Below are 12,807 nucleotides of genomic sequence, written 5' to 3'. Positions count from 1 at the left end.
TTCCCAAAGCCCACCTGCTGGGCCAGTCCATGGGTGGCAAGGTGGGTATGCAGGTGGCACTCAACCAATCTGAGAAGGTGGACAAACTGATCGTGGCCGATATCGCCCCGGTAGACTACACACCGGATCGCCACGGCGGTGTGCTGGAGGGCCTGAAATCCCTGGCGCAGGCCCGCCCGACTTCTCGCCAACAGGCTAATGCATTGCTGGCGGAACATGTGGAAGACTCTGGGGTACGCGCCTTTCTGCTCAAAAACCTGGTGCGCGCCGACGACGGCCATTTTGATCTGCGGCTGTATCTGGAAGGTATTCTTGCCAACTATTACGACACCCTGACACTGGCACCAACAGGCACCCCCTTCAACGGCCCCACCCTGTTTATCAAGGGTGCCGATTCAGCCTATATTCAGGACAAGCACCGGGAAACAGTCATGCAACTGTTCCCCAACGCCCAACTGAAAATAATCAACAATGCCGGCCACTGGTTACACGCCGAGAAACCCGACACTTTTAACCGCATCGTCACCCAGTTTCTCGCGGGTAATCACGACTAGACGGCACAAACCTAAAAATTGTTTATAACCATTTTTGAACAATTTATCTGATTGCCCTTTCTCTTTTTCAGTAGCCACAAGCTGTATAACATCGTGGGACTCAGGCTAACCCATTGAATTTTATCAAGGGTGGGTTATATTCAATGGACCAAAGGATTTGTCTTTCAACACAGGAAGTAGCTTGTTTTGTCTCCAATAAAATTCCCATCAAAACCCCTTACAAACCACGTGGTTAAAGGCTTTCAGCCAGAGCACAGACTTGAGTGTTCCTGTGTTATAAGGCCATAGGCTTTTGAATTTACTGTTAGATTTTAAGGAATAAAATGAACACAACAAAAATCCATATAATTGCAAGGGACTTATTAGCAGAGCTTAAGCGTGTTGGCACAGTTTCTCTACTTCAGCAAGCCATGCAAGCATTGCAGCAACATATTAGCCAGCCCCAACAACCCAATCACCAGCAACAACTATCATCACACTTAACGAACTTATACAACAGGCTAGAAGCATCACCAATAGATGATTACAGCCCGGCATGGCGAGATGCCATGGTTGAGTTAGGAGTGAATGAAGAATTTGGCTCTAAATTAGAAACAAAAATCAAAGAAATTTTTGAAAGAAACCAGATCACCCTTCAAACAGCACTTGAAGAATTAACAAAAATACATAAAAAAATAAGTGACACTGAAAGCAACTTAACAGGCCTAGTAAACGGTTTAGAGTATTTTGGTGTGGGCGAAGACATATTAACTGAAAATGAATGCGAAGTTGGTGTAATAGTCCCTCGCTCATATGTTCATGACAATATGAAAGCGTTCGGGGCTGAGCTAGTCGAGCTTGAAAAAACATTATTGGTGTTTTCAGAATTGGCCACAGGACAACGTGAGCCGTTAAGAATTCGGCAAATTTCATCTAGTGAATTGTCAGTATTTTTACAATACCTACCAGAAGTAGGTGCGTGTGTTGCTATAGCAGTAGAGAGAATTGTTGCTCTGTACAAACAATTACTCGAAATTAAGAAATTAAAAAAAGAGCTAGTCGCACAAAAAGTTCCTGAAGATCAACTGACAGGCATTGACACTCATGCTGCTTCAATTGTTAGTCCTGCGTTAGACAAATTAGCGACTGAGTTATTAGAAAAATATGGGAGTCATCTTGATCAATCTAGAAAAAATGAAGTTTCAATAGAAGTCAGGCACTCACTCAATAAACTTGCAAATCGGATTGATCGTGGCTTCAACATAGAGTTGCGAGTAAGCCCAATTGAAGAAGAGGAAGCGTCTGACGAAGAAGAAACAGCTGAAGAAGACGCCACAAAAGAAGCCATAAAACAAATAATTAAGTCTGGTTCAAAAATCAATCACCTAGAACAAACTGGAGAGCCAGTGCTATTTCTTCCAGAAAAAGAAGAAGATACGGAAAAATAATCTAAAAATCAGCTCCAGCGGAAAACTAACCCGCTCCACCTTTCGGCTACACGGGTAGTTTTCCTCTCTGCAAAGCGTTATGCGTAAAAAGGAACCGTTTGAACCATGAAGCCAAGAATCAGCATGATCACTCTCGGAGTTCGCGATCTGGACGCAGCGATAACTTTTTATGAGAAAGGACTGGGCTTCCCTCGAATGGATTCCCCACCCGAAGTAGCCTTTTTTACGCTGAATGGTACCTGGCTTGGTTTATATGATCGCAAAGCATTGGCAGAGGATGCCCAGGTCGCAGCAGAAGGCAATGGGTTCGAAGGCTTTTCACTGGCCCATAACGTGGCATCAGAAAATGAAGTTGATGAGGTAGTGGCGCAGGCCGTGGCTGCCGGGGCAACACTGGTAAAAAAGCCTCAGAAGGTATTTTGGGGCGGCTACAGTGGTTACTTCAAGGATCTTGATGGCCATCTATGGGAAGTGGCCTATAACCCGCTGTTCTGGGTCGGCCCAAATGATGAAAGTTAATAGCAAGACTCTAATTATTGACCCGTGACTGTTACGGGCCCCAGCCCTTCGAACTGCGCCCGGCTTGCCTGCGTGTTAGCTGTTTTTTTTAAGCGACAGCCACACAAATTCCTTTTATGATTTCCGCGCTCACAGTGAAGCCGATAATCCGTCGTCCTTTCGGACCCTGATAACCCCGACTGCCCTGGAGTGCTGCGCTTTTTGCCACAGCCTGAACCCGGGAAAGGGGCTTCTCCTTAACCGATAGTATCCCTCGGCCTTTGGCCAAACGATATGTGTGGGTGACCCCATGTTGAGTTATCGCCACGGTTTTCATGCGGGCAATTTCGCCGATGTGCTGAAGCACATCGTGCTGGTGGAATTGCTTGAATACATGACCCTCAAGGACAAACCCTTCGAGTACATCGACACCCATGCCGGTGCGGGCATGTATCGTCTCGATACCCCGCAGGCTGGTAAGACGGCGGAGTATCAGGGTGGTATCGCGCGGCTTTCTGCAGAAGACTTTCCGCAGCTTCAAAATTACCTGTCACTGGTTAACCGGGCCAATGGAGGGAACAATCTCAATTGCTACCCCGGCTCCCCCTGGCTGGCCCAGCAATACCTTCGGGAAAAAGACTGCGCCTGGCTTTACGAGGCCCACCCGGCAGATTTTGCAGCCCTACAGCAACTGATGGCAGTTGATCGACATGTTCGTTGTGATTCCGGCGATGGCTTTAACGGTCTGCTGGCCCACCTTCCACCCACAGCTAAACGTGGGCTGGTACTGATGGACCCGCCCTACGAAATCAAAAGTGATTACCAGAAGGTGGTGGAGTTTCTCGGCAAGGCCCACCGCAAATTTGCCAACGGTGTGTACGCCCTGTGGTACCCGGTGGTGGATCGGTCGCGGATCGAGACTCTGGAGCGGCAACTAAGCAACAGTGGCATTCGCTCCATCCAGTTATTCGAGCTGGCAGTTCGGGCAGATAGCCCCGAACGGGGCATGACCGGGTCGGGCATGATTGTGATCAACCCGCCCTGGACCTTGTTGTCCTGGATGCAGCAACTGCTGCCGGAGCTGCTCGACACCCTGGGTGAACCGGGCGGCTTTTATCGCTGTGAGCAGCTGGTGGCGGAATAATCCGTATTTAGAACAACGGTATTAAGAAGCCTTGGCTTCTAATTCGTCCGGATTGGAAGCCCGCAGCGACCGACGCAGCACCAGGTAGCCCACCACACCGGAAAGCAGGGAGCCGACAATAATCCCCAGGCGCTCGTCAAACAGCCTGTTCACAGCCGAAGGCTCAAATGCCAGGGAGCCGATAAACAGGCTCATGGTAAAGCCGATGCCACACAATGCGGCAGTACCATACAACGCTGACCAGCTGACTTTTTCAGGCAATGCGGTAATACCCAGTTTCACCGCCAGCCAACAGAAGCCAAACACACCTATCTGCTTTCCGGCGAAGAGGCCCAGGGCGATCCCCAGAGGAACCGGGTGTAGCAACTGCTCCATGCCGACGCCACTAAGGTTGAGACCGGCATTGGCAAATGCAAACACCGGCAGAACAAAAAAGGCCACCAGCGCATGCAGGTCGTGCTCCATAATTTTGAGAGGCGACACACCGGCAGGTGTCCTCAGCGGGATAAAGATGGCCATTAACACCCCGGCCAATGTGGCATGTACGCCGGACTTCAACATCGCCACCCACATAATGGTGCCGGCGGCGATATACAGGCTTTTTGACTCTACGTTAAAACGGTTCAGAAGAAACAGCACCGGTAGGCACAGGCCAACCACCACCAGCGCGGTAAAGGAAATATTGTCCGTATAGAACACCGCAATAATCAGGATCGCGCCGACATCATCAAAAATGGCCAGTGAGGTGAGGAAAATCTTGATAGACACTGGCACCCGGGAGCCCAGCAGTGACAACACCCCCAGAGCAAAGGCGATATCGGTGGCTGCCGGTATGGCCCAGCCACGCAGCCCAGCCTCATCGCCCTGATTAAACAAAAGATAAATCAGTGCGGGAACCGCCATGCCACCAATCGCGCCCACACCGGGCAGCACAATGTTGCGAACCTCTGCCAGCTCTCCTTCCATAAGCTCGCGCTTGAGTTCCAGGCCCACCAGGAAGAAGAAGATGGCCATCAAACCATCGTTGACCCAAAGCAACAGGGGTTTGGAAACAAGCAGCTCGCCAACCTGCACGGCTACGGGCGTATCGAGTATCAAGTCGTAGTAGGGTTGCAGCGGCGAATTGGCACAGATCATGGCAGCCACTGCCGCCAGGATCAGCACAATACCACCGGATGACTCCATTCTCAGAAACCGGGAGAGAACAGACTCATCCCTATCCACCATTACTTCCTCTACATGATTACCCATCGTGCACTCCGCAATATTTCACTCACTTTATCCATTGAGCAACCACTTGTCATTGCCTAACCGGCTTGTTGAAAATCAATCAGACTTCGGGGATGAAGGTATGGGCTGATGGTCCGGGAAAATTAACTGTCCGGTATCGAACCCCAACTGTTGCGCCTTTTCTGTGAAAGTCGATAGCACACCGTCATCCACCTCGGGAGATCTCGCCAGCAGCCATAAATAATTTCGGTTGTAACCGGAGACAAAGGCGTATTGATAATGTTCATGGTCCAGCCCAAACACCACATAAGAGCTGAAAAAGGGCCCAAAGAAAGAGACTTTGAGGTGTGCTACCCGGGGATCACCGGTGAAATAAGCTCTGCCCTCGGCAGACTTCCACTCCCCTGCGGCAGCATCGTAACCCCGGTTGATCACCCGTATGCCCCCGTCGTCCCTGAGGCTGTACTCAGCTGTCACGTGGGACAGCCCCCGTTCGAAGGAATGATCCAGTCGGGCTATTTCATACCACTGTCCCAGGTAGGCTTGCCGGTCAAAGTTGCCCACCGGCTCAACGCCATCGGGCATGCCTAAACAGCCGGTCAGAACCAGTGACAACATGCAAATAGCAAAGTATTTGGGGGAAATTTTCATCCGGTTACTCTAGCAAACTTGTAACGTCTCTTGGCGGATTCTTTGGGAGAAAGAATAGTGACAAACAAGAGAGCTGATGGGTCAGTTACAGGCTAAGAATGCACCTTGTGCTACAAGGCTACTGATAGACCACATCGGAATACATAGGAGCCAGGCGTCCCAGCAAAGCATTCCGCGCAGCAATGGGGGTATTTTCCTCCTGCATGGCATGAATCAGGTGTTGCACCAGTGCATCGAATTCGGCGCCACTGATATTGAAACCTTTATGGCTGTTGCGCATGGTGTCACCGGTGTATTCACAGGGGCCATCACTAACGACACACAGCTTGTCGATCAATCCCTGGCGAAACAAACTGATATCCGTATCGCGAAAATGTCGGGCGATGGCTTCATCCCTGGCCATTTTCTGTAACAGGTTATCGACAATTGCAGTAACTCCGGCGTCACCACCCAACCTGTCATACAGTACGGGCTGACCGGTTTGACTGGCGCAACCAGAGAGGCCAATCACCCAAACGAAGAAGATGGCCTGTAGCAACTTCATAACGCGGCCTCAAAAGACAGGTACCAGCCTTTCTGGTTATCGAGCCCAGCAATGCTGCCAAGATCGGCGTACGCCAACACAACAGAGAAGTTCTTGTTGGCGAACCAGCCGATAAAGAAATCCTGCCAATCATCCTCTCCGGCAAAATCCAACTCATCGGGTTTTTCCCGGTAGTCCATACCCATTACCAGGTTGTCCGTCAGCAGCAGCGCAACGGCGACTTCATTCATCAGTTCATAGTCATTGTTATCCGCACTACCAAACCCTAACAGTCCTCCCTGGTTCGCCTTGGTCGCTCGCAGCGTGCCGTTAACTAAGACATTGCGCCCCATAAAGGCATCAAAAAAAACCTTGCTGGCGGCGATGTAGTAATCGATACCGCTATCATCCCTGGCTCCGACTGCTTCCGGCAGGAAGAAATCATCGACTGTTTTGTACTGCAGCCCAACCGAAATTTGCGGCATGCGGGTGTAGAGCAGCTCTCCGGCCACTTTGTATTTAACACCGTAAATATCCTGCTCAAGGTAGCCACCGATGGTATCCAGCTTCAGCCTTTGTCGGGCATATGAAAGTTCAATGCGGTTATCGTAAGAAACCGACGCGCCGATCACTTTCAGGGTGTAATCATCCACAAACACGCCCGTCGCCACCGCTGTGGCCGACCACTCATCACTGCTGCCATAACCGTTAATGATCGCCCAGGGAACAACCCCGCCACCGGCACTGCCTTCAATGCTGGTGGCACCTCCGGTAGCCGTCACACGGCTGCCGTCGGCCACGGCCCACTCTGAACTGCACAGCAGAAACAGCCCCAACAGCCAGACGGCATTCACTTTAAGCGATACTTTCATGATGATCTGCCTGTTGCTCTGTCAGCTGATTAAACTGGTTGAACCATTGGGTAAATTCCATGGCTTCTAACGGCCGCGAATACACGTAACCCTGAACAATGTCGCAGCCCTGTGTTTTCAACAGGTCGACGGTCTCCTGCTCTTCCACACCTTCTGCGGTGACGTTAAAGCCCAGGCTATGGGTCAGCGCGATACTGGTTTGCACGATCATCGCGTCATGGTCGTTGGTGAGCATATCCTTGACGAAACTCCGGTCAATTTTCACCTCGTTGACCGGCAACATTTTCAGGTAAGCCAGAGAAGAATGGCCGGTACCGAAATCATCAATTGCAATAGAAATACCCAGATCACGAAAGCGCTGAAGCACGCCCACCGCCACCAGTGGATCTTTCATCACAGCCCCCTCGGTGACCTCTATCGCCAGATAACGGGCCGGCAGATTATGCTCTTTCAACATTTGGTCGATGATTGCAGGCAGGCTTTCATTCACCAGGTCATGGGCAGACAGGTTAACTGCCAGTTTGATTTCCATGCCCTTTTGTTGCCAAACCGCCAGTTGATTTATGGCCTCGGTTAACACCCACTGACTGATCAGGTCGATATTGCCGGTACTTTCAGCAAGCATGATGAACTCATCCGGTCTGATCTGACCCATTTCCGGGTGCTCCCAGCGAATCAACGCTTCGGCCCCGGAGCAGAAGCCATTCTGAATATCCACTTTGGGCTGATAGACCAGGTAAAAATGCCCCTGCTCCACGCTGCGACGCAGTTCGCTGATAATGGACAGTTCACGCTGATATTTCTCATCCTCTCCAGAGCGGTAGGCCACAATGCGGGCATCCTCCTGACAGGCCTGCATCAGCGCAATTTCCACCCGACGTAACAGCGCCCCGACAGAGCCTCCGTGTTCCGCCAACGACAATGTACCGGTGCGAATTTTGACGGAGATATCGGTGTTTCTGATGGGGTAAGGCGACTCCAGAATATCCAGCGCCCGATGCAACTCTTCCTCGGCTATGCCCCCGTTATAGAGCAGCAGGAAGGCATCGCCATCCAGACGCGCCAGAAAGTCCGGGGCCGGACTCAACTGCTCAAGTCGCCTGGCAAAAAGCACCAGCAGGGTGTCGGCATTGGCAAATCCAATGGTGTCATTGATGTGACGGAAACTTTTCAGGTCCATCAGCACCAGCGTGCCGGAAAGTTGCTGCCCCTCCGCTGCCAAATGACGCTTTGCAGCAAAACGATTAAAGAGGCCAGTAAGACTGTCGTGAGAGGACTGGTAAATCAGATCCTGCTCCCGTGACTCAATGTTGTCCCTCATCACCGTCAGGGTGTCTGCCAGTACCTGCAGTTCTACCGGAGCCTTATGAATTGGTGACGGTTTCTCTCCCTGGCCGATTTTCCGGGCATACTGCACCAGGGTGTTAACAGGGCGTACCAGGCTGCCCGATAGCCACATGGTCACAATTAGCGATAGACCCAGCGTAACGGCAAATATCGATAACAACGTATTCCGCAATTGCAGGAAGTTTTCTTCCCACTTCAAATTGGATAGGTGCAGCACCGCCCAAAGGTCTGACGCCCGGTCATTAAGCCTCACGGCAAAGGACAGAAAGTGTTCAGGAAATCCTTCAGCCGCCAGTATTTCCAATCCGGACAAACGTTGCATACGGGGCACTATGTAGGCTTGTGCAGTGGCACCCAGGGTGGACTGGATTGCGTACCGCCCACTTCTATCACGACTGATAAAACTGATATCGACCCCGGTAATCGCCTTGGCTTGCTGAGCCACCTGTTTATCCAGCATAAAGCCCATGCCAACCCAGGCAATCAATGTTGGCGCTTTTACAGGCTGCATGACAAATTGATAACTGCCATTGTCAAAGGCAAGGGTCTGCCCTATCCCGGACGTACTGCTATCTGTCGCCAGCTTAAATAGCGCATTGACATCGCTTTCAACAATGCCCGGCAGGCTGGAGAAAACCAGTTCACCTTGTGGAGAGAGTAAAACAGCAGCATCTGCACCGATGCGACTGCCATGATTTTCGAGTACGGAAAGAATGGTCTCATTTTCCCCGGTGGCAATGGCACGCTTGAAACCGAAGTCCGCGCTTAAGACAGACAGTGACTGGCTGAGCTGCTGAGAGCGATTGGCCAACACTTCACGAAACACATTGATACCGACATCCAGGCTTTTCTCTTGCTGAACTGATTGCTCCCTGTGGGCAGCATTGAGGACAAAAATAGCTGTCACCAACTGCACCAGCATCAGCAGCACTACCAGCGACATCACCAGTCGGTTGCGGAAGCTATTCATCGCCAGCCGCTCTCATAACCCGAAACCACCAAAACCGGCAGGTGGGGGAGCCGGTTTTTCCTGTCGTTGGATGTCGATTACGATTTGGGAATCTGAGGAGGCCGCGGGAAGCGTCACGGTTGATTCCAGCTGTCCGCCGATCTGCCACGGGTGCCAGACTTTCAGGCGGAAATTACCCTCTGGCAGCCCGGCCAATACTACCGCACCGCCAGTATCAGTCACCGCCACATAAGGGCTTTCCGACACATAGATAAAGGCCTGCATGTAGTCGTGGATATTACAGCCAATGGCGACCACCCCAGGGCGATCAAACACCACCGGTTCCCTCGGTGTTCCCACGTAGAGTTTCAATTCGAACGGTTTAGCGGGAGAAAAGGAGTAAACATGGTGACGGGTTCGGTCAAGGTTGGGGAATGTGACCTGTTCATCCTTTGTCACCGCCATCACAAAAGGAATAAAGGTGCGGTTTTTCTGACTCATGTTGTGGAGAGGTGCGGTCTCTGGGTCGGCTTCTGATGGTATTTCAGGCAGCAACTCGACCACGGCATCCTCAACCGGCAAGCCATCGGCACCTGTGACAGTGACACGGTAGTTTGCTGCCGTGACCATGACAGGCAGCAAACTTATTGCGATTAGAAGCCACGCCTTCTTAACTAATTTTCTGACATGGCTTGTCGTGTCACGTTGGTTAAATGGCAACTATTGGTACTCCGAGAGCGGCAAACAGGCGCAAACCAGATTGCGGTCTCCATATACATTGTCAATCCTACCGACTGGCGACCAGTATTTCCCTTCCTTGAGTGTTACCAGTGGGTATGCCGCCTGCTGTCGAGAGTAGGCACGCCCCCAATTATCATCAACCAGTTCATCTGCCGTATGTGGCGCACCGCACAAAACGTTGTCATCCAGTGGGTACTCGCCCCTCTCTACGGCGGCGATCTCTTCGCGGATCTGCAGCATGGCATCGCAGAAACGGTCAAGCTCCTCACGGGATTCACTTTCAGTGGGTTCGATCATCAACGTACCGGGCACCGGGAAAGACATGGTCGGAGCATGAAAGCCGTAATCAATCAGGCGTTTGGCCACGTCGTCGACGGTGATACCCGACGCTTCCTTGATAGCGGCGAGGTCGACAATACATTCGTGAGCAACCCGGTCGTTGGCACCGGTATACAGTATCGGGTAGGCATCCTTGAGACGGTGGGCCACATAGTTGGCATTGAGAATTGCGCCTTCGGTCGCCTGCTTCAGACCCTCAGCACCCATCATGCGGATATACATCCAGGTGATGGGCAGAATACTGGCACTGCCCCAGGGAGCTGCGGATACGGCCCCCACTGGGGTTGCTTCCCCGCTACTGACATGCCCAGGCAGGTACGCCGCCAGATGCTGTTTGACCGCCACGGGGCCAACACCGGGGCCACCGCCGCCGTGGGGAATACAGAACGTTTTATGCAGGTTAAGGTGGGAAACATCGCCACCAAACTGCCCGGGCTGACACAACCCCACCATGGCATTCAGGTTCGCGCCATCGATATACACCTGCCCACCATGGGCATGAATAATCTCGCAGATTTCGGTGATACCCTCCTCGAACACCCCATGGGTGGACGGGTAAGTCACCATAATAGCGGCCAGCTGTTCGCTGTATTGTTCGGCCTTGGTACGCAGATCATCCAGGTCGACGTTGCCGTTATCGTCACAGGCAACCACCACCACTTTCATTCCGCACATCTGCGCCGAGGCAGGGTTGGTACCGTGGGCAGAACTTGGGATCAGGCAAATATTGCGCTCATGGTCTCCGCGGCCTTCATGGTAGGCACGAATGGCCAGCAGACCGGCGTACTCACCCTGGGAACCGGCGTTGGGCTGCAGGGAAACGGCATCGTAGCCGGTGGCGGCACAAAGCATGGCCTCGACTTCACCGATCATCTGTCGGTAACCCTGTGTCTGATCTTCGGGTGCAAACGGATGAATCGTCCCGAACTCCGGCCAGGTTACCGGCAGCATTTCAGCGGTGGCATTCAGTTTCATGGTGCACGAACCCAAGGGAATCATGGCCCGGTCCAGGGCGAGATCCTTGTCCGCCAGACTGCGTAGGTAACGCAACATCTCTGTTTCCGAGTGATACTGGTTGAACACCGGATGAGTGAGGACTTCGTTGGTGCGCAACAATGCCTCCGGCAACCCACTGGCCGCAGAAGGTTCCACTTCAGCAACGGTGAGAGATGAATTGGCATCGAGCAACTGCCAGAGGGTTTCCACATCTTCTGCTGTGGTGGTTTCATCCAGTGAAATGCCCAGGCAGGTGTCGTTGATCACCCGCAGGTTCACGCCCCTAGAGGCAGCCGCCCCATGAACAGCGGCGGTATTGGTACCGGTTTCCAGAGTGAGGGTATCGAAAAAGCTGTCGTTCAGAACTTTCACGCCCAATGACTCAAACCCTTTGGCGAGAATCGCTGTCAGGCAGTGAACCCGCTCGGCAATGCGCTTCAGGCCCTGCGGGCCGTGATACACGGCGAACATGCTGGCCATCACTGCCAACAATACCTGCGCGGTACAGATATTACTGGTGGCTTTCTCACGTCGGATATGCTGTTCCCGGGTTTGCAGGGCGAGACGGAAAGCGGGCTTACCGCGACTATCTACGGAGACACCCACCAGGCGACCGGGCAACGAGCGTTTGAAATTATCCCGGGTAGCCATATAGGCGGCGTGCGGGCCACCGAATCCAAGCGGCACACCAAAACGCTGGGTAGAACCAATGGCAACATCTGCACCCAGTTCTGCCGGACTCTTCAGCAACAGCAGGCTGAGAATATCTGCCGCCATCACCACCAGGGCTTTGTTATCGTGGGCCTGGCCGATCACATCGCTGAAATCACGCACGGCACCATCGGCACCGGGGTATTGCAACAGCACCCCAAAGCAATCGTGTTCACCCAGCGTTGCCGGATCGCCCACCACTACGTCGATATCCAGTGGCTCCGCACGGGTCTGGATAACCGCCAGGGTTTGCGGCAGGCACTGTTGATCCACAAAGAACGTACGACCCTTGGATTTGGCCATGCGCATACACAGTGTCATGGCCTCGGCTGCTGCCGTGCCTTCGTCCAGCAGCGAGGCGCTGGCGAGGTCCATACCGGTGAGATCGGTAATCATGGTCTGGAAGTTCAGCAGTGCTTCCAGGCGACCCTGGGAGATTTCCGGTTGGTAAGGCGTGTAAGCGGTGTACCAGGCGGGGTTTTCGAGCACATTGCGCAAAATGACGTTGGGGGTGAAACAGTTGTAGTAGCCCTGTCCAATAAACGATTTCATAACGCGGTTTTTTCCCGCAATGGCTTTCAACTCAGCCAGGGCCTGTTGTTCAGTGCAGGAAGCACCCAGCGCCAGTGGCTGTGTTGAACGGATGCTACCGGGCACCACCGCGGCAATGAAGGAGTCCATATCGTCGTAGCCCATTGCCCCAAGCATTCCCTGTTGGTCTTCGATGGAGGGACCAATATGGCGGTAGACAAATTCATTGCTGTAGTTCAGTTCAGCCAGTGATTTCACGGATACACATCTCCAGGAATAAGCGGGTTAAAAGTC

11 protein-coding genes are annotated in these 12,807 nt (G+C 52.5%); 4 read left to right on the top strand and 7 right to left on the bottom strand.

Translation table 11 applies throughout. The annotated features are described in order from the left end of the window. The 4 genes from ACYZYZ_RS09110 to ACYZYZ_RS09095 all read left to right on the top strand — a co-directional run. Positions 1–554, top strand: a 554-nt coding sequence (locus ACYZYZ_RS09110) for an alpha/beta fold hydrolase (protein ID WP_461484034.1), incomplete at its 5' end; no start/stop codon positions are given. Positions 555–877: 323 nt separating this feature from the next. After that, the gene (locus tag ACYZYZ_RS09105; protein WP_461484033.1) at positions 878–1,981 is read left to right on the top strand and encodes a hypothetical protein; all 1,104 of its coding nucleotides are present in this window, start codon (positions 878–880) and stop codon (positions 1,979–1,981) included. A gap of 105 nt (positions 1,982–2,086) precedes the next feature. Further along, on the top strand, positions 2,087–2,500 hold the full coding sequence (locus tag ACYZYZ_RS09100; RefSeq protein ID WP_461484032.1) for a VOC family protein: 414 nt from the start codon (positions 2,087–2,089) through the stop codon (positions 2,498–2,500). A 289-nt stretch (positions 2,501–2,789) separates the two neighbouring features. Continuing rightward, a complete protein-coding gene (locus ACYZYZ_RS09095) occupies positions 2,790–3,623 on the top strand; it encodes a 23S rRNA (adenine(2030)-N(6))-methyltransferase RlmJ (protein ID WP_461484031.1) in 834 nt (277 codons plus the stop codon). A gap of 21 nt (positions 3,624–3,644) precedes the next feature. On the opposite strand, the gene nhaA is transcribed toward ACYZYZ_RS09095, so the two are convergent. The 7 genes from nhaA to gcvP all read right to left on the bottom strand — a co-directional run bounded on the left by nhaA (position 3,645) and on the right by gcvP (position 12,771). Further along, positions 3,645–4,850 carry a Na+/H+ antiporter NhaA gene (gene nhaA / locus ACYZYZ_RS09090; RefSeq protein WP_461484036.1) on the bottom strand — a complete coding sequence of 402 codons (1,206 nt, stop codon included), beginning with the start codon at positions 4,848–4,850 and terminating at the stop codon, positions 3,645–3,647. Positions 4,851–4,949: 99 nt separating this feature from the next. Then, the gene (locus ACYZYZ_RS09085) at positions 4,950–5,504 is read right to left on the bottom strand and encodes a lipocalin family protein (protein WP_461484030.1); all 555 of its coding nucleotides are present in this window, start codon (positions 5,502–5,504) and stop codon (positions 4,950–4,952) included. A gap of 118 nt (positions 5,505–5,622) precedes the next feature. Then, positions 5,623–6,048, bottom strand: coding sequence for a group I truncated hemoglobin (locus ACYZYZ_RS09080; protein WP_461484029.1), 426 nt, complete (start codon positions 6,046–6,048; stop codon positions 5,623–5,625). Then, a complete protein-coding gene (locus tag ACYZYZ_RS09075; RefSeq protein ID WP_461484028.1) occupies positions 6,045–6,899 on the bottom strand; it encodes a DUF3034 family protein in 855 nt (284 codons plus the stop codon). Before ACYZYZ_RS09075 ends, ACYZYZ_RS09080 begins: the two co-directional genes overlap by 4 nt. Continuing rightward, on the bottom strand, positions 6,883–9,216 hold the full coding sequence (locus tag ACYZYZ_RS09070; protein WP_461484027.1) for a bifunctional diguanylate cyclase/phosphodiesterase: 2,334 nt from the start codon (positions 9,214–9,216) through the stop codon (positions 6,883–6,885). Before ACYZYZ_RS09070 ends, ACYZYZ_RS09075 begins: the two co-directional genes overlap by 17 nt. Positions 9,217–9,228: 12 nt before the next feature. Further along, complete coding sequence (locus tag ACYZYZ_RS09065) at positions 9,229–9,825, bottom strand: methylamine utilization protein (protein WP_461484026.1); 597 nt, start codon at positions 9,823–9,825, stop codon at positions 9,229–9,231. Positions 9,826–9,915: 90 nt separating this feature from the next. Then, positions 9,916–12,771 (bottom strand): aminomethyl-transferring glycine dehydrogenase, encoded by a 2,856-nt coding sequence (gcvP, locus tag ACYZYZ_RS09060; RefSeq protein WP_461484025.1) that lies wholly within the window; start codon positions 12,769–12,771, stop codon positions 9,916–9,918. Positions 12,772–12,807 lie beyond the last annotated feature (36 nt).

The sequence above is a fragment of the Porticoccus sp. genome (genome assembly GCA_023261185.1).
Lineage (GTDB): Bacteria > Pseudomonadota > Gammaproteobacteria > Pseudomonadales > Porticoccaceae > Porticoccus > Porticoccus litoralis.
This window is presented reverse-complemented; position numbering and strand designations above follow the sequence as displayed.

Coding starts and splice junctions, on each gene's coding strand:
- ACYZYZ_RS09105 (WP_461484033.1), top strand. CDS start 878: ATGAACACAACAAAAATCCATATAATTGCAAGGGACTTATTAGCAGAG.
- ACYZYZ_RS09100 (WP_461484032.1), top strand. CDS start 2,087: ATGAAGCCAAGAATCAGCATGATCACTCTCGGAGTTCGCGATCTGGAC.
- ACYZYZ_RS09095 (WP_461484031.1), top strand. CDS start 2,790: ATGTTGAGTTATCGCCACGGTTTTCATGCGGGCAATTTCGCCGATGTG.
- nhaA (WP_461484036.1), bottom strand. CDS start 4,850: ATGGTGGATAGGGATGAGTCTGTTCTCTCCCGGTTTCTGAGAATGGAG.
- ACYZYZ_RS09085 (WP_461484030.1), bottom strand. CDS start 5,504: ATGAAAATTTCCCCCAAATACTTTGCTATTTGCATGTTGTCACTGGTT.
- ACYZYZ_RS09080 (WP_461484029.1), bottom strand. CDS start 6,048: ATGAAGTTGCTACAGGCCATCTTCTTCGTTTGGGTGATTGGCCTCTCT.
- ACYZYZ_RS09075 (WP_461484028.1), bottom strand. CDS start 6,899: ATGAAAGTATCGCTTAAAGTGAATGCCGTCTGGCTGTTGGGGCTGTTT.
- ACYZYZ_RS09070 (WP_461484027.1), bottom strand. CDS start 9,216: ATGAATAGCTTCCGCAACCGACTGGTGATGTCGCTGGTAGTGCTGCTG.
- ACYZYZ_RS09065 (WP_461484026.1), bottom strand. CDS start 9,825: ATGGTCACGGCAGCAAACTACCGTGTCACTGTCACAGGTGCCGATGGC.